The organism is Streptomyces cinnabarinus (assembly GCF_027270315.1).
GTDB lineage: Bacteria > Actinomycetota > Actinomycetes > Streptomycetales > Streptomycetaceae > Streptomyces > Streptomyces cinnabarinus.
Genome location: NZ_CP114413.1, coordinates 8,173,647 through 8,189,972, shown reverse-complemented (window position 1 = coordinate 8,189,972; position 16,326 = coordinate 8,173,647). Strand labels below are relative to the sequence as shown.

Sequence of the window (16,326 nt, the reverse complement as noted above, 5' to 3'; positions counted from 1 at the left end):
ACCACCCCTGCCTACCGGTCGGTATGGTCTGCGTACTGCGCGTTCTCAACGACGAGGGGCGGACCGACGGCATGGGCAAGCACTGGGCGGACTTCCAGTACGAGATCTATCTCAACGGCATGACGGGGGCCGTGCCCCGGCTGCCCACCGATCTGACCCGGCTCGAGGAGCTGACCGAACAGCGCCTCGGGCCGGGCCCGGTGGGATACGTCGCCGGGAGCGCCGGGGACGGCAGCACCGCCCGCGCCAACCGGGCGGCCCTGAAGCGGCACCGGATCGTGCCGCGCATGCTGCGGGACGTGCACGAGCGGGATCTGTCGGTCGAGGTGCTGGGCCGCGCCCTGCCCGCGCCGCTGGCGCTGGCGCCGGTCGGCGTGCTGTCGATCATGCACCCGGACGCCGAGTCCGCCGCGGCCCGAGCCGCCGCCGCGCAGGGCGTGCCCTTCGTGCTGTCCTCGGCGTCCAGCACGCCCATGGAGCAGGTCGCCGAGGCGATGGGCGACGCCGAGCGCTGGTTCCAGCTGTACTGGCCCAAGGACCCCGAGGTCGCGCTCAGCTTCCTGAACCGGGCGAAGGCGGCCGGGTACACCGCGCTCGTGGTCACCCTGGACACGCCTCTGCTGGCGTGGCGGCCCCGCGACCTGGACCAGGCGTATCTGCCGTTCCTGCACGGTGTCGGCACCGCCAACTACTTCACCGACCCGGCGTTCCAGGCGGGCCTGGCCAAGCCCGTGCACGAGGACCCGAACGCCGCGGTGATGCACTTCGTGGGCATGTTCGCCGACCCTGGGAAGACCTGGCCGGACCTGGTGTTCCTGCGGGAGCACTGGGACGGCCCGATCGTGCTGAAGGGGGTGCTGCATCCCGACGACGCGCGGGCGGCCGCCGACGCCGGGATGGACGGGGTCGTCGTCTCCAACCACGGCGGCCGGCAGGTGGCCGGTTCGATCGCGGCGGCCGAGGCGCTGCCGGGGGTAGTGAAAGCCGTCGGGGACCGGCTCACCGTGCTCTTCGACAGCGGGATCCGCACCGGCGACGACATCGTCAAGGCGCTCGCGCTCGGCGCGCGGGCGGTGCTCGTCGGACGGCCGTACGTCTACGGGCTCGGGCTCGACGGACAGGCGGGCGTCGAGCACGTGATCCGGTGTCTGCTCGCCGAACTCGACCTCACCCTCGCCCTGTCGGGACACGCCGGACCGGGCACCCTGAGCCGGGCCGATCTCATCGACGGCGCCGGGGAGTCCGTATGACCGCCCCGCGCCGGATCCTCGCCGTCATCGCCCCGCACGTCGGCGGGCGGGGCGTCGGCGCCGGGCTCGCCACGCTCTTCCCCGCCGACGCACGGGTCACCGTCGTCGAGACGGCGGACGAGGACCCGGCCGCGCTGCGCTCCGCCGAGGTGATCATCACCGGGCTCGCCCCCGTGACCGCCGAACATCTCGCCGCCGCACCGGAGCTGGAGCTGGTGCAGTGCGCGAGCCACGGCTTCGACTACGTCGATGTGGCCGCCGCCCGCGAACGGGGTGTGCGGGTGTGCAACATCGGCTCCAGCGGCGCCGAGGCGCAGAACGTCGCCGAGCAGACCTTCGCCCTGATGCTCGCGCTCGCCAAGCAGCTGATCCCCGCGCACACCGCGCTGGTCGACGCCGACTGGGCACTGCCCCGGCTCCAGAACTCCCTCACCGAACTGTCCGGCAAGACCCTCGGCATCGTGGGCCTCGGCCAGATCGGCCGGGAGGTCGCCCGGCGCGCGACGGCCTTCGACATGACGGTCGTCTACGCCGGACGCAACCGGGTCTCCCCCGAGATCGAGGCGCGGTACGACGCCCGTCATCTGCCGCTGGACGACCTGCTGCGCACCGCCGACTACGTCACCCTGCACGCTCCGCTCACCGACGACACCCGGCATCTGCTGGACGCGGCGCGGCTGGCGCTGCTGAAGCCGACGGCGTTCGTGGTGAACACCGCGCGGGGCGCCCTGATCGACCAGGACGCCCTCGCGGACACCCTGGAGAAGGGCGCCCTGGCCGGGGCGGGCCTCGACGTCTTCGACCCCGAACCGCCCACCCCGGCCCTGCGGTTGCTGCGTGCCCCTCATGTGGTGCTGTCCCCGCACGCCGGTGGCGTCACCCGCGAGACGCTGGTGCGCATCGCGCTGGCCGCCGTGGCGAACGTGACCGGGTTCCTCACCGGCGAGTCCCCGCGGGACGTGGTCAGTTAGGGCGGGGCGAGGGCGCGGCGACCGACAGCGATCCGGGCTCCGCGGTGGAGCCCGGATCGGCCAGCCAGCGCTGTTCGTCCGAGCCGTCGCGGGCCTTGACTACGATGTCAGCGCCCGCGTCGGCGGCGGTGGAGGTAAGAGCGAGCTCCTCGTCCCAGCGAGGCAGTAACTCGCCCTGCACGGTGAGGTCGTAGCGCACATCGTCGGCGCGGTCGGCGTCCTCGTCGGCGCACCGGCCGAGCACGCCGACCCCGGCGCCCATCCGCGAGTCCAGGCACAGCTCCGGTTGCGCGGCGCTGCGCAACAGCCCGTCCTCCTCGTACGACCACTGCTGGGTGCCGGCGTCCGAGCAGCTCGCGAGTTCGGTTCCGGCCCCGGCCTCCGGCTCGTCGCGGATGTCCAGGCACAGGTCGGCTCCGGCGTTGCGCAGTCTGGTCTGCCGGGGCGGGACGGGGAGCTGGGCGGTGCCGGGCGGCACGGAGGACACCGTGGGCGGGGCCTCGTCCGCGGTGTCACCGCTGGTGGCGGAGGCGACCGGGGCGGTGCCGTCGTCGTCGGACCAGACGGTGGCGGCGAGCACTGAGGCGAGCAGCCCGGCGGAGGCGATGCCCACTCCGGTGAGCAGCACCCGGGACGAACGCGGTCCGGTCGCCACCCGGCGGGCCTGTGCGGGGACCGGGATACGGGGCAGCAGGCGCCGCCGGCCGCGGCCGTGCCGGGCCGCGCCGCGGGGGCGCGCGGGGTGCTGGGCGCGGCCCGGGCGGGAGTCCAGATAGCGGCGGGCGCCCCAGCCGAGGACGGCCTCGGCCAGCAGGGTGCCCAAAGCGCCTTCGAAATGGCTCAGTTGTTCGGCGGCGGAACGGCAGTAGCGGCACTGGGAGAGATGCTGCTGGACATCCGGGAGCAGGGCTCCGCCGCGGCGAATGGGGACGTCGAGGAGACGGTTGTAGAAGCGGCAATCCTTCGTCGGCGCGAGTTCCCGATGGGCCAGTACACAACCCGCGCGGAATTTTTCACGCGCCTGTTCGAGCGCGACCGACGCGGTGTCGGTGTCCATGCCGAGCAGTCCGGCGGGCACGGTTATCGGTTCGGCCTCCACCTCGGTGTGCCAGAGCAGACACCGGGCCAGTCCGGGAAGGGCGTTGAATGAACGCCCGGCCAGCTTGCGATTTTCCGGGGTCATGGACTTCGCGGCGCGCATACCGCGGCCGCCGGCCGGTTTCCCGAGCTCCGGCAGGACCGTGGATATCCGTTCCTCGGCGGCCCATACCCGGACCGTGTCGCGGACCGCGACCAGCAGGAAGGGGCGCAGTGCGACGGCCGGTTCGCCGAGCGCGAGCCGGTCCAGGACCTGGTGGAAGGCGGCGGCGGTGACCATGGCGGAGAGCTCGGCGCGGGAGGCGAGGCAGATCGCGGCGTATTCCCGGACGGGCTGCCAGTGCCGTGCCGTCAACAGGGCGACGGTGGTGGCCGTCTCGCCGTCCGGTCTGCCTCTCAGGCGGGCGGCGAGGCCGTTGTCCGATTCCTCGGGGACGTCGGCGGGCGGGGGGTAAGGGGGGCGAGGGGGGTGGGGGGTGGGCACTGAGCAGATTCCTTCCCACGCACAGAGAACAGCGCGGGGAGTGCGAATTCACCAAACCCCATCCGGACCCGATCCCCCATCGGTACGAATGCGACCCGGCTTTACCCCCGCACGGGCACTTAACCCTTGCACATGACATCTCGCCCAACAAGGCACTCGGGCAACATCCGCACCTTTGAAAGATAGTCAGAAACGATGGCAACTCCCGTCACCCGCACCGACTTTCGGCTTTGCTCTGCGCCCCGTGTGAATCACGCACCCGCACCCGGCCACGACGCACTCTCCCCGCACGGACACGCACGCGCTGAACTGGAACCGGCCCCTCGGAAGGCCCCGCGCAGGACGGCGGCTCTCCCGCGCGAAATGGCCGCCGACCCCGTTCCTCCCGCCCTCGGTCGGCGGCCCCGAGGACGCCAGACAGGGCCGGCGGCCGCCGCCTACCCCCGAACGACGGCGACACCGACACCGCACGCCCGAAGCTTTCCGGCCAGATACTCCATCTCGGCCGACGTGCCCGAGTACTCCCCGCTCACCACACGGCGCGCCTCGGCCTTGGCGCTCACCAGGTCCAGTCCCGTCCCGGCCCGCAGCACCCGCATGATCAGGACGTGCCGCGCCCGCGGATCACTCACGCGCAGCCGCGCCGGTCCGTGCACGGCGAGCAGTTGCTCCCGCCGTTCCACCGGCAGTTCCCCTCCGCACGCGGCGAGCGCGAATCCGCAGGCGGAGCACACCGACTCGACGTCCCACCGCGGACGTCCGGTCACGAGGGCCTGGACGCCATGGCACTCCAGCTCCGCTCCGCACTCCGGGCACGGCGCCGCCCAGGTGACCGACTCGAACACGGCGGACTGCCGGGGGCCCGGCTCGGTGCTCAGATCTGCCACGACCGCAGGCGGTCGGCGGCGCCGAAGATGTCCGTCTTGCCGTCGATCAGGTCCCGGGCGAGGTCGACGAGGGCGCCGTAGGGGGGATCGATGCCGGCGCCGCTGACGAACATGTAGGCCACGGCGGTGGCGCAGGCGAAGCGGGCGTTGGCGGCGGGGAGGGGCTTGAGCAGGGTGAGGGTGTGCAGCAACGCGGCCGCCCGCCAGGCCGGGTCGGAGTTGACGCCGAGCCGGGGCGGGTCGACGCGGTGCCGGGCGACGGCCGCGACCAGCGCCGAGAAGTCGTTGATGGTGGGCTGGTCCGGCAGGACCTCCTCGTGCCGCTGGAGCAGCCAGGGCACGTCTATGTGGATGACGGGTGCCATCGGTCAGGCGGCCCGCCCCTCGCCCTTGGCGGGTGGTTCGTCGTCCGGGAAAGCGGCCGCGAACTCGTCGGCGTGCGAGGAGAAGAACCGGCGGAAGGCCTCAGCGCCTTCCTGGAGCGCCCGGTGCCGGGCGATGTCGGCCGCCGCGGCCTCCCGTACGAGCGCCTTCATCGACGTACCGCGTTCCTTGGCGATCTGCCGCAGGTCCTCAAGCTCGCGGTCGCTGAACTCCACGTTGAGAGCTGGCATGGCCTCACGGTACCGCGCGGGTACTTACCCGTAAATACACCCAGGTCAGAACAGGTGTCCTACGGTACCTACGGAGAGGGAGGGCGCCGTCCCCCGGCATCGCGGCACCGCGGATCCTGAGAGCTGGGTCACATTGCCCCGCTCCGGTGTCACAAACCGGCCCCCTCGACGCCTCCCAGTGGTGAGCGCACCGCTGCGGAGGCCCCCGAATGCCCGAGATCCCTCTTCCCGACACCGACGACCGGCTGGACCAGGCGACCGAAGACTTCCTCGCCCATCGCGAGCTGCTGTTCGGCGTCGTCTACAACGTGCTCGGCAGCGTCGCCGACACCGAGGACGTCCTCCAGGAGACCTGGCTGTCCTGGACGGCCCGGGGCGGCGGCGAGCCGCTGGAGGAGGTCGCCAACCCACGGGCGTACCTCGTCCGGGCGGCCGTCAACCACGCGCTGCGCCGCCGCGCCACGATCAGCCGCCGCCAGGAGACCTACGTCGGCCCCTGGCTGCCCGAACCCCTGGTCGCCACCGACGACGGCGCGGACGATCCGGCCCTGCGCGCCGAGTCCGTCTCCCTGGCGATGCTGGTGGTGCTGGAGTCGCTGACCCCGCTGGAGCGGGCGGTGTTCGTGCTGAACGAGGTCTTCGGCTACCCGCACACCGAGATCGCCGGAATCCTCGACCGCACCCCGGCGGCCGTAAGGCAACTGGCCCGGCGCGCCCGGGAACACGTGCACGCGCGCCGGCCGCGGTACCGGGCGCATCCGCGGGTGCGGCGGGAGGCGACGGAGCGGTTCGTGCGGGCCGCGTTCGACGGGGACATCGCCGCGCTGATGGAGATCCTCGCGCCGGACGTCACGGTCTGGTCGGACGGCGGCGGCAACCGCAAACCGGCGGGGCTGCGGCCGGTGCAGGGCCGGGACAAGGTGGTCCGGCTGCTCACCGGGCACGCGGCCCAGCACGGTGTGAGCGACCTGGACGTGCGCTACCGGCGCGTCAACGGCGACGACGCGGCGGTGCTGTTCGACGGCGACGCCCCGTTCGCCGTGATGGTCATGGACCTCACCCCGGAGGGCGACCGGATCTCGGGCCTGTACATCGTCAGCAACCCCGACAAGCTCGGCCATGTCGAGCGCGGCGAGGAAGAGGAGGAGGCGTGAACAGGGCCTCGAAGGGCGAGCGCGTCGCCGACTGGTTCGACGGCCGTCTCGGCATCCACGCGCTGGGCCGCAAGTACCTGCGCAAGGTTTTCCCCGACCACTGGTCGTTCCTGCTGGGCGAGATCTGTCTGTACAGCTTCGTGGTGCTGATCCTGACCGGTGTCTGGCTCACCCTCTTCTTCCACCCGTCGATGAACGAGGTGACGTACCAGGGCAGTTACCTCCCGCTCAACGGCATCCGCATGTCCGAGGCGTACGCCTCCACCCTCGACATCAGCTTCGACGTGCGCGGCGGGCTGCTCATCCGCCAGCTGCACCACTGGGCGGCGCTGGTGTTCGTCGCCGCGATGCTGACGCACATGATGCGGCACTTCTTCACCGGGTCCTACCGCAAGCCCCGGGAGATCAACTGGCTGTTCGGCTGGCTGCTGCTCTTCCTCGGCCTGTTCGAGGGCCTGTTCGGCTACTCGCTCCCGGACGACCTGCTGTCGGGCACCGGCCTGAGGTTCGTCAACGGCGCGCTGCTGGCCGTCCCGATCGTGGGGACGTATCTGTCGATGTTCCTGTTCGGCGGCGAGTTCCCCGGCCAGGACATCGTGGCCCGCTTCTACGCGCTGCACATCCTGGTGATCCCGGGCATCATGGCGGCCCTCGTCGTCGCCCACGTCCTGCTGGTCGTCTACCACAAGCACACCCAGTTCGCGGGCCCCGGCCGGAGTGAACGCAACGTCGTGGGCGCCCCGTTCATGCCGGTGTACCTGGCGAAGGCGGGCGGCTTCTTCTTCCTGGTCCTCGGCACGCTCACCGTGCTCGCCGCGGTGGCCACGATCAACCCGGTCTGGGTGTACGGCCCGTTCCGCGCCGACCAGGTCTCCACGGGCGCCCAGCCGGACTGGTACCTGGGCTTCGCGGAGGGCCTGGTGCGGGTGATGCCCGGCTGGGAGATCACCCTGTGGGGTCACACCCTGGCCCTCGGCGTCCTCATCCCGATCGTCGTCTTCCCGCTGCTGCTGGTCCTGATCGGCGTCTACCCGTTCGTGGAGTCCCGGCTCACCGGCGACAACCGCGAGCACCACCTCCTGGACCGCCCCCGCAACCACCCGGTCCGCACGGGCCTGGGCGCGGCCTGGATCGCGCTCTACCTGATCCTGCTGGCAGGCGGCGGCAACGACATCGTCGCGACCAAGCTGCATCTCTCGATCAACGCGGTGACCTGGACGATCCGTATCGGGGTCTTCGTCCTGCCGGTGGTGGTGTTCGTCGTGACCCGCCGGATCTGCCTCGGCCTCCAGCACCGGGACCGGGAACTCGTCGCCCACGGCCGCGAGACGGGCATCATCAAGCGCCTCCCGCACGGCGAGTACGTCGAACTCCACGAGCCCCTGGACCAGGCCCGGCTGCACACCCTGACGGCCCATGAACGGCCCCAGGAGTTCGTGGAGCACGAGTCCCGGGCGGAGATCCCCTAGCACGCGCCCGCCCTGTCCGCCGATCCTCTTCCGTCAGCGTCCGTGGCCCCTAATCTTGTGTCACTGGCGGTACGAGCGGGTCGCCGGGCAGGGCGAGGGAGCGCGCCTCGGGCGGGGCGCCGGAGGGGGGCCTCCTTGCGCGAGGAGATCGAGGACCGGATACGGCGCGCCGCCGTGGACGTCCTGGTGGGCTGTGACGGTCTGCGCTCGACGGAGGACCGGGAACAGTTCCTGGATCTGGTGCTCGACCGGCTCGGGCGGGGTGGCCGGCTCCCCCGGCACTCCATACCGCGCAGTCAGTGGGTCGCCCTGCTCAGGCTCTGTATGAGGACGCCGGACGGCGTGTCGTGCCTCGCCGCCGTCCTGGACCTGCTGGACCCCGGCTCGGCGGAGTCGCGGCTGATGCTCCGGCTCGGCGACGAGTGGCGGGCGGTGAGCGGCCTGCCGAGCGAGTTCACCGAGTCCTGGGACCTGTTGGGGGACGCCCTGACGTCCCTGCGGCTGCCCGCCGACGAGCGGTGGCGGCTGGTGTCCCGGGCGACCCTGTCCCGATTACGCACCCCGCCCGACCACTCCACCACCCCCTGGTCGGACTTCCTGTACCTGGTGGGCCAGAACACCGCACCGGAACAGGTGCCGCCGTGGATGGCGTACCTGGAGGAGGTGACGGCGTGGCTGGAGGACACGGCGCTGCGCCAGGAGATCCGCGCGCTCAACCGGCGGCGCGCGGCGCGCTGGGAGTTCGGGGACACCCTGGACCGCAGACGTTACGCCCGGTCCGCCGAGCGGCAGCCCCCCATCCATGACGAGCATCTGGCCATCCGGATCATGCCCGCACCCTTCGACGAGGGCCACTACACCGTGTCGTACTGGTTCCACTCCGACGCGCGGGGGCCGGACTTCGGGCGGCGCCGGGACAGCGCGGTGATCGCCTTCACCGATCTCCAGCGCACGGTCAGCGAGGTGATCTCCGAGGTGGAGCGGGCCGAGGGGGACCGCCCCGGGCAACTGCGGCTGGAGTTCGTGCTCCCCCTCGAACTGATCAACCTGCCCGTGGAGTCCTGGCCGCTGGACGCCGCCGAGGATCCGCATCTGCCGCTCGGCATGACCTATCCGGCGGTGGTGATCCGCAGTCTGGACCGGCTGCTGGACCAGCGCTGGCACGGCTGGTGGCGGCTGCGCTGGCAGAAGCTGCGACAGGAACCGGCCGCCGGTTCCGTCTACATGAGCATCCCGAACACCAGCCCCCAGCACCCGAGCCGGGTGGTGGCCGGACTGCTGGACGAGGAACATGTCGCCGCCGTGCTCAGCGAACCCCCCGAGGAGGGCCGTACGCACGGCTGTCTGGAGTTCCGGACCGCGCTGCGTACGGGCTATCCGGTGGTGGTCTGGCATCGCACCAGCGAGTCGACGACCGAGTTCCGGCAGGTGCTGAGCGATCTGTTCGCCGGTGGCTTCACCGAGCTGCTGCCGCGCATCACCCGCTTCCGCCGGCAGGCCGCCGCGCTCGGCTCAGGCGCGCCGGAGCACCACATCGGCCGGCACCTCGCGGTGCTGTGGGACGACCCCGATCGCAAACCGCTGTGACATCGCCGCGCAGGGAGGACACGTCCATGGACACCTGGTCGCTGTACCGGGGTACGGGCCGGCCGCTCGACCCGGCCGAGCGGGACCGCCGCTGGCCCGCCCCGCCGCCCTGGCGCGCCTACTCCGGCGGCCCGGACGAACCTCCGGCCCCGGTGCGGGACGAGACGGCCGCGCGGGTCCTCGGGCCCCCGGGCGCGCCGCGGACCCCGGACCCCGACGAAGTGGCGCGCGTCAACGCCGCGCTCCACCTGCGCCGTCCGCTGCTGGTGGGCGGCGAGCCCGGCGCGGGCAAGTCGGCGCTCGCGCACCGGATCGCCCGGGAGCTGGGGCTCGGCCCGGTGCTGCGCTGGCCGGTCACCGGCGGCAGCACCCTCGCCGAGGGCCTGTACGGACCGGCCGGGCCCGGCGCAGTACGCCTCGGCCCGCTGGGCACCGCGCTGCTCCCCCGTCGATTACCGCGGGTCGTCCTGGTCGACGACCTCGACCGGGGCGGCTTCGACCTCCCCGACGAGCTGCTGGCCGTCCTGCACACCGGGGAGTTCACCGTCCCCGAACTCCTGGGCTCCGGCGACACCATGGTCCACACCTGCGAGCCGGGCGGCATCGCGGCGGTCCACGACGGGCTCGTACGGTGCCATGAACCGCCGCTCGTCGTCGCCACGACAGGCGGTGAGCGCGACCTGCCGACCGGGTTCGTCCGCGCTTGCGTCCGCCTGGAGCTGCCGCGGATGACGCGGGAGGGGCTGGCCGAGCTGGCCAGGGCCCGCTTCCCGGCCGTACCGTCGGAGATTCTGGACGCCCTGGTCGACCGGGCCACCGGGGAACCGGCGCGGACCGGTCAGCTCCTGGACGCCCTGCACCTGGTGGCCACGGGTGCCCTGGGCGCGATCCGGGAAGGTGAGGAGGAAAGGAGCGCGGCCCTCGACACTCTCTGGAGCTGGGCCGCCATGGAGGGGTCATGACGGCCGTGGACGGTCGGGGCGTCCCGTCCGCGCGCTGGACGGACATCACCGACCCGCAAGGCATCCTGCGGGCGCTCGGCGGACTGCGCGAGCGCCGGCCGCACCGGGCCTGGGACGTGGTCGTGGCGGTGGACCCCGATCCCGGGATGGCGGTGTGGCACGACACGGCCGTGGAGTTCACCGAGTTGCTGCGGCGCTCGCGCGTCTTCCGCCGGGTGGACCGCCGGCGGCTCGGCCCGCTGCCGCCCGGCGGCCCCTCCTGCGGGCGGCTGACCCTCGTGGTCACCGACGGCAACGCGCCCGGCTGGCGCACCGGCGACCGGTCCCGGACCCTGCACCAGTGGGCGGGCGCGGGCGCCCTGGCCGTGGTGCATCTGCTGCCCCACCACGCCTGGCCCGAGACCGGTGTGCCCACCTGGCCGCTGTCGCTGCGCTCGGCGGGACCGGGTGCGCCGAACCGCGGCCACGGGACCCGACCGGGGCAGGTCGGGCTCGGCGCGCCGGAGGAGGGCGGGCCGTATCTCCCCGTTCCGGTCCTGGAGCTGGCGCCCCGGGGCGTGGAGTCCTGGGTACGGCTGGTCACCGCGGCCCGGGGCACCTGGACCCGGCTCCCCCTGACGTTCGCCACCCCGCACCCGGAGGCCCCGCCGCCCGCGCACCGCGACCGCGGGCCCGGCGAACGCGTCGCCGCCTTCCGCCGCTCGGTCACGCCCGACGTGCTCGGACTCGCCACCCTGCTCGCCGCCACCCCGCTCGCGGTGTCACTGATCAGGCGGGTGCTGACCCGGCTGCGCCCCGAGGCGCGGATCGTCGACTTCACCCAACTGCTCACCCACCGCCTGATCCACCCGCGCACCGGCCCGTCCCCGGCCGACGGCCCGCCCCTCGCGTACGACTTCGCGCCGGGTGTCCGTGGTGAACTCCTGGCCGCCGGGCGCACCGAGGACCTCCGGCAGGTCGTCGGCCTGGTCGGCGAGGCCCTCGGCCGGTCCGCCCACCGGCTGTGGCAGGTGCCCGAGCTGCTGGCGGGCCGGGAACTGTCCGGGCCGCTCGGGAGGGACGCCGAGGCGCGCGCCTGGGCCGAGCCGCAGATCGCCGTACTGCACGCGCTGTCGGGCCCGCACGCCGCGCAGGCGCGGGCGCTGGAGCAGCTGACCGCCGCGCCCGGGACGCCCGCCGTCCGGACGTCCGCCCCACCCCCTTCGCACCTGCGGAAGCAGGAGGACCTGGTGAACCAGCCGAGCAAGCAGCCGCGCACCGACGTCCCGTCCGGAGCGCCCCCGCAGCCCGAGCGGCGCGGCCGCAGCACTCCGGCGGTGTGGGGCCATGTACCGCCGCGCAACCCCAACTTCACCGGCCGCGAGGAGCTGCTCGACGCCCTCCATCGCAGGCTGCGCAAGGAGAAGGCGACCGCAGTGCTGCCCAACGCGCTGCACGGCATGGGCGGGGTCGGCAAGTCGATGCTCGCCGTGGAGTACGTCTACCGGCATCTCGGGGACTACGACGTCGTCTGGTGGATCTCCGCCGAGCGCACCGCCCAGATCGCGCTGTCCCTGGTGGAACTGGCCCCGCAGCTCGGCCTGGAGGCCGGGAGCGACGCCTCCTAGTCGGTGAACGCGGTCCTGGAGGCGCTGCGCCGCGGTGAGCCGTACGACAACTGGCTGCTGGTCTTCGACAACGCCGACAGTCCCGAGACGGTGCGCCCCTACTTCCCGCTGGGCGGCCGGGGCAATGTCCTTGTCACCTCGCGCAATCCGCAGTGGGCGAGCGTGGCCAAGCCGCTGGAGGTGAACGTCTTCCGGCGGGAGGAGAGCGTGGAGCTGCTGCGGCGGCGCGGCCCGGACATCACCGACGACGAGGCCGACCGGCTCGCGACGGCGCTCGGCGATCTCCCGCTGGCCATCGAACAGGCCGCCGCCTGGCGGGCCGAGACCGGGATGCCCGCGGACGAGTACCTGCGCCTGCTGGACGAGAAGCAGGTCGACCTGCTGGGTCTGGCGGCCCCCCTCGACTACCAACTGCCGGTCATCGCGGCCTGGAACGTCTCACTCGACCAGTTGGAGACGAAGAACCCCGCGGCCATGCAACTGCTGCAACTGTGCGCCTTCTGCGCGCCCGAGTCGATCTCGCGCAATCTCTTCTCGGGCCGCCCGGGAGCACCGATCACCCCGGAACTCGACCGGGTGCTGCGCGATCCGATCCGCCTCGGCCAGGCCATCCGCGAGATCGGCCGGTACTCCCTGGCCCGGTTCGACTTCCGCGCCAACTCCCTCCAGATGCACCGGCTGGTGCAGACCGCGATGGTCGCCAGGATGACGGACTCCGAGCGGCGGCGCATGCGTGACGGCGTCCATCTGCTGCTGGCCGCCAACGACCCCAACGACCCGCACAACGCCAATCACTGGCCGCGCTACGGCGAGCTGTACGCGCATCTGATCGTCTCCGAGGCGGTCGGCTCGACCGACCCGTACGTGCGCACGCTCATCATCAACGAGGTTCTCTACCTGCTGCGTTGGGGGAACTTCGACGCTGCCCTGCACCTGGCCCGGTCCGCCTACGAGTCCTGGCGGCAGGACGGCGGGGAGGACGACGCGAAGACGCTGGAGGTGTCCAAGTGGAAGGGGGCCGTGCTGCTCAGCATGGGCCGCTACGCGGAGGCGGCCGCCGTCAACGACCGGGTGCTGGCGGCCTATCGGCGCACCGTCGGCGAGGATCACGAGGACACCTTGGACGCGCTCGGGAACGTGGCGGTGAGCCAGCGCGTCAAGGGCGACTTCGCGGCCGCGCTGGAGCTGTCCGAGTCGGTGCACGAGCGCTATCTGCGCCTGCTCGGGGAGGAGGACCCCGAGACCCTGCGGGCGGCCCACAACCTGGGGGTCAGCCTCCGGCTCGCGGGGCACTTCGCGCGGGCGCGGGAGCTGGACGCGCGGACCTGGCACAGCAAGCAGCAGCTCTACGGCCAGGACCACATCCTGAGCCTGGTGACCTGGCTCAGTGTCATCCTCGACAACCGTGAACTGGGCGACTACCACAAGGCGTTGACCCATCAGCGCGAGCTGACCGAGCGATGCGCCCGGCTGCTCGGCCAGGTCAATCCGTTCACCCTGTCCAACGTCCGGCACCTGGCGGTCGCGCTGCGCAAGTCCGGCCTGCACGCGGAGGCGCGGGAGACGGCCGCGCGGGCCCGGGAGGAGCTCGTCGGCCGGTACGGCGAGAACAACCCGGGCTCCATGGCGTCGACGCTGGAGCTGTCGATCGATCTGCGGCACGCGGGCGAGCTGACCACGGCACGGGACCTGGGCGCCCGCATCCACGCCCAGTACACGCAGACCTACGGCCGCGCCCATCCGCACACCCTGGCTGCCGAGGTCGATCTCGCCGTCACGCAGCGGCACTTGGGCGACCCGGAGGCCGCGCACGCCATGGACGAGCGGGCACTGGAGGACCTCCACCGGGTCCTCGGCGAGCGCCATCCCTCGTCCCTGGTGTGCGCGACGAACCTGGCGAGCGATCGGTACGCGCTCGGCCGGTACGCGGCCGCCCGGGAGCTGGACGAGCGGACCCTGGCCCTGTCCTCGGAGGTCCTCGGGGAGGAGCACCCCTCCACTCTCGCCTGCGCCGCCAACCTCCCGCTGGATCTGCGGGCCCTCGGTGACCGGGAGGAGGCGGAGCGGCTGCACAGCGCGACGGCGGAACGACTCAACCGGGCACTCGGGGCCGATCATCCGGCGGTGCGTCAGGCCGTGGACTGGGAGCACCGCGCGGACTGCGACATCGATCCGCTGCCTCTTTGAGCACGCTCCGGTGTCTCAGGCGCGGGCCAGCCAGCGGGCCAGCTCCGCCGGGGACGGGGTCCGCCCCGAACTCCGGGTCACCGAACGGGAGACGGCGCGCAGCAGTTCCGGCCGCCCGGTGCCGAGGAGCAGCCCGAGTCCGCCCCAGGAGGCGGGCCGTGCCGCCTCCTCGGCGTACCGGGTCGCGGCCTCGGCCAGGTCGCCCGCCACATGGGCCACGTCGGCCGGGGTGACGCCGTTCGGCCGGGGGCCGCCGCCGCGGGCGACGGCGAAGGCGTGCGGGTCGGCGATCCGCAGGCGGACCAGGTGGGCGAAGGCGTCGATACGGCAGCCCGCGGGGTCGGTGACGACGCTGCCAGTCTCCTCGGCAGCGAGCACAGGTGGCTCGGAGCCGCGCAGCCAGGAGTCCGCGGTCGCGCCCACCGTCGCCTCGTCCGGCACCAGGTGGTGGGCGCGCCAGGCGGCCCGGTGATGGGCGGCGGCCTGGGCGGCCAGGGTCAGCGTCGGCTCGGGCAGCGGATCGGCGTCCCAGGAACTCAGATCGGCGAGCAGGCCGTTCACCAGCCTGCGGCCGGTCTCCGTCAGCGCGCAATGGCCGCGCAGCACCTCCAGGGTGGCCCGGGACTCGCGCCGCCACAGGGCGTACTCGAAGCGGGCACGCTCGCGTGCGCTGCCGCTGTCACGGGCGACGCGGGTCCGCCAGAAGCGGGCGACGCCGGAGAACGCGAAGGCTCCGTGCAGAACACCGGTCAGGGGTCTCGGGTCGTCTCGCCAAGGTGCCCGGAACAGGTCGGGGCAGTCCTCGGCGGCCAGCGGTGTGAGGTGCATCAGGCCGTTGAGCAGGGTGTGCCGGAACTCGTGGACCAGCGTGACCGCGAGTTCCGACGCGGCCTCGTCCTCGGGGACTCGGGTGTCCTGCGCGGACATGGTCACGCAGCCGAACGCCTCGGAGGCGGAGGCGCTGCGCGGCCGGAAGCGGTCGGCGGGCGGCAGCGGTACGAGGGAGGACAGCCCGGCGGCGAGGGCCTCGGCGCTCTCGCGGTGGTCCTCGACCAGCAGCGCCCAGGCCCGTTCCAGGCCGCGCCGCCAGTGCCGCAGCCGCGGCTCGTCGAGCCGGTCGGGGCCGGGGGTGCCGGCGATGACGGGGTAGCGGGCCAGGTCGTCGAGCGTGAGGTCGAGGGTGAGGCCCTGGTGGCTGAGAGTCAGTCGGCGCAGGCCCGACCAGCCCGGCGCGTCCTGGGCGTCCACTGGCATGTCCACGACATCACTCTCGTACCGGATCCGGGCCGTCCCGTCGCGCCCGCTCACCTCGGCCACGCCCCACGGCTCGGCGACGCCCGACTCCGCCCGGCCCAGGCTCGGGAGGAGCACCGCGCCCTCGCGCGCCGGGACGAGGATCCGGAAGTCGAGTCCGGCGCGCACGGCAGCGGCGGCGGCCAGGGCGTGCAGCCGGCCCACGTCGGACCAGAGCGGCCCGTCGGCGTCCTGCGTGCCGCGCAGCCGGCGCAGCACCTGGGCCGCCCACAGCCCGGTCTGCGGGTCCATCAGCAGCCGGTGCACCGCCCGGGGGCTCCGGCGCTGGGACCGCGCGAGCAGTTCCCAGGCCGCGCGCACCGGGGCGAGCGGGCCGGCCGCGGCCGGGCGGGCAGCGACCTCGTCGACCAGGACGCGCAGCAGCAACAGCCGCCTGCTGTACTCGGCGTCCAGGAGCGCGTGCGTCGCCCGGAGGGATTCCCCGGCGGAGCAGAGTCCGGCGAAGGTGGGTTCGTCGAGACGGTGCGGCCGCAAGGTGCCGTCCTGCGCGGGGTTCCCGGGTTCCTCGGCGGCATCACCTGACGTGGGCACGAACACTTCCTCCTCAGCTGGGCTCGCTGCCGCCACGGGTGCTGAACGGCCGGTCGACGCTGGCGAGCAGCGCGTCCGTCGCGGGCCGCAGGGCGGCAGGACCGACCTCGGGAAGTTCGTCCAACGACAGGTGGGAAAGGCGGGGCAGCCAGGACTCGACGCCGGGCTCCGACGCCTCACGGGACTCGTACATGGGACCCGATCGTAAGGG

General features: G+C 73.0%; 14 protein-coding genes. 8 read left to right on the top strand and 6 right to left on the bottom strand.

The window, feature by feature from the left end:
• The first annotated feature begins 71 nt into the window (after nucleotides 1-71).
• Both STRCI_RS36975 and STRCI_RS36970 read left to right on the top strand, forming a co-directional pair.
• Nucleotides 72-1,250, top strand: coding sequence for a lactate 2-monooxygenase (locus STRCI_RS36975; RefSeq protein ID WP_269664740.1), 1,179 nt, complete (start codon nucleotides 72-74; stop codon nucleotides 1,248-1,250).
• Entirely contained in the window at nucleotides 1,247-2,221 is a 975-nt protein-coding gene (locus tag STRCI_RS36970; protein ID WP_269663356.1) for a 2-hydroxyacid dehydrogenase, read from the top strand. Before STRCI_RS36975 ends, STRCI_RS36970 begins: the two co-directional genes overlap by 4 nt.
• Here STRCI_RS36970 and STRCI_RS36965 read toward each other — a convergent pair.
• The 4 genes from STRCI_RS36965 to STRCI_RS36950 form a co-directional block, all read right to left on the bottom strand.
• A complete protein-coding gene (locus STRCI_RS36965; protein WP_269663355.1) occupies nucleotides 2,214-3,803 on the bottom strand; it encodes an RICIN domain-containing protein in 1,590 nt (529 codons plus the stop codon). The genes STRCI_RS36970 and STRCI_RS36965 overlap by 8 nt on opposite strands.
• 437 nt (nucleotides 3,804-4,240) lie before the next feature.
• Nucleotides 4,241-4,690 carry a hypothetical protein gene (locus tag STRCI_RS36960; RefSeq protein ID WP_269663354.1) on the bottom strand — a complete coding sequence of 150 codons (450 nt, stop codon included), beginning with the start codon at nucleotides 4,688-4,690 and terminating at the stop codon, nucleotides 4,241-4,243.
• Nucleotides 4,678-5,055 (bottom strand): toxin Doc, encoded by a 378-nt coding sequence (locus STRCI_RS36955; RefSeq protein ID WP_269663353.1) that lies wholly within the window; start codon nucleotides 5,053-5,055, stop codon nucleotides 4,678-4,680. The genes STRCI_RS36960 and STRCI_RS36955 overlap by 13 nt, the downstream gene beginning before the upstream one ends.
• A gap of 3 nt (nucleotides 5,056-5,058) precedes the next feature.
• A complete protein-coding gene (locus tag STRCI_RS36950) occupies nucleotides 5,059-5,304 on the bottom strand; it encodes a hypothetical protein (protein ID WP_015655829.1) in 246 nt (81 codons plus the stop codon).
• Between the two features lie 209 nt (nucleotides 5,305-5,513).
• Between STRCI_RS36950 and sigJ the strand changes: the two genes are divergently transcribed.
• The 6 genes from sigJ (at nucleotide 5,514) to fxsT (ending at nucleotide 14,270) form a co-directional block, all read left to right on the top strand.
• Complete coding sequence (gene sigJ, locus STRCI_RS36945; protein ID WP_269663352.1) at nucleotides 5,514-6,458, top strand: RNA polymerase sigma factor SigJ; 945 nt, start codon at nucleotides 5,514-5,516, stop codon at nucleotides 6,456-6,458.
• Nucleotides 6,455-7,927: a cytochrome bc1 complex cytochrome b subunit gene (qcrB, locus tag STRCI_RS36940; RefSeq protein ID WP_269663351.1), complete on the top strand. Its 1,473-nt coding sequence runs from the start codon at nucleotides 6,455-6,457 to the stop codon at nucleotides 7,925-7,927. The genes sigJ and qcrB overlap by 4 nt, the downstream gene beginning before the upstream one ends.
• Nucleotides 7,928-8,062: 135 nt before the next feature.
• The gene (locus STRCI_RS36935) at nucleotides 8,063-9,514 is read left to right on the top strand and encodes a VMAP-C domain-containing protein (RefSeq protein ID WP_269663350.1); all 1,452 of its coding nucleotides are present in this window, start codon (nucleotides 8,063-8,065) and stop codon (nucleotides 9,512-9,514) included.
• 26 nt (nucleotides 9,515-9,540) lie between these two features.
• Complete coding sequence (locus tag STRCI_RS36930; protein ID WP_269663349.1) at nucleotides 9,541-10,476, top strand: MoxR family ATPase; 936 nt, start codon at nucleotides 9,541-9,543, stop codon at nucleotides 10,474-10,476.
• On the top strand, nucleotides 10,473-12,083 hold the full coding sequence (locus STRCI_RS36925) for an NB-ARC domain-containing protein (RefSeq protein ID WP_269663348.1): 1,611 nt from the start codon (nucleotides 10,473-10,475) through the stop codon (nucleotides 12,081-12,083). Before STRCI_RS36930 ends, STRCI_RS36925 begins: the two co-directional genes overlap by 4 nt.
• A 3-nt stretch (nucleotides 12,084-12,086) precedes the next feature.
• Entirely contained in the window at nucleotides 12,087-14,270 is a 2,184-nt protein-coding gene (fxsT, locus tag STRCI_RS36920; protein ID WP_269663347.1) for an FxSxx-COOH system tetratricopeptide repeat protein, read from the top strand.
• A 15-nt stretch (nucleotides 14,271-14,285) separates the two neighbouring features.
• Here the strand turns inward: fxsT and STRCI_RS36915 are convergent, their stop codons facing one another.
• Together STRCI_RS36915 and STRCI_RS36910 are read right to left on the bottom strand one after the other, a co-directional pair.
• A complete protein-coding gene (locus STRCI_RS36915) occupies nucleotides 14,286-16,115 on the bottom strand; it encodes an HEXXH motif domain-containing protein (protein ID WP_269663346.1) in 1,830 nt (609 codons plus the stop codon).
• Between the two features lie 13 nt (nucleotides 16,116-16,128).
• A complete protein-coding gene (locus STRCI_RS36910) occupies nucleotides 16,129-16,308 on the bottom strand; it encodes a hypothetical protein (RefSeq protein ID WP_269663345.1) in 180 nt (59 codons plus the stop codon).
• Between the last annotated feature and the right edge of the window lie 18 nt (nucleotides 16,309-16,326).

Bases quoted from the DNA above. Each gene is read 5' to 3' on its own strand.
- STRCI_RS36970 (WP_269663356.1), top strand. From the start codon at position 1,247: ATGACCGCCCCGCGCCGGATCCTCGCCGTCATCGCCCCGCACGTCGGC.
- STRCI_RS36910 (WP_269663345.1), bottom strand. From the start codon at position 16,308: ATGTACGAGTCCCGTGAGGCGTCGGAGCCCGGCGTCGAGTCCTGGCTG.
- STRCI_RS36925 (WP_269663348.1), top strand. From the start codon at position 10,473: ATGACGGCCGTGGACGGTCGGGGCGTCCCGTCCGCGCGCTGGACGGAC.
- STRCI_RS36955 (WP_269663353.1), bottom strand. From the start codon at position 5,055: ATGGCACCCGTCATCCACATAGACGTGCCCTGGCTGCTCCAGCGGCAC.
- STRCI_RS36950 (WP_015655829.1), bottom strand. From the start codon at position 5,304: ATGCCAGCTCTCAACGTGGAGTTCAGCGACCGCGAGCTTGAGGACCTG.
- sigJ (WP_269663352.1), top strand. From the start codon at position 5,514: ATGCCCGAGATCCCTCTTCCCGACACCGACGACCGGCTGGACCAGGCG.
- STRCI_RS36930 (WP_269663349.1), top strand. From the start codon at position 9,541: ATGGACACCTGGTCGCTGTACCGGGGTACGGGCCGGCCGCTCGACCCG.
- STRCI_RS36975 (WP_269664740.1), top strand. From the start codon at position 72: ATGGGCAAGCACTGGGCGGACTTCCAGTACGAGATCTATCTCAACGGC.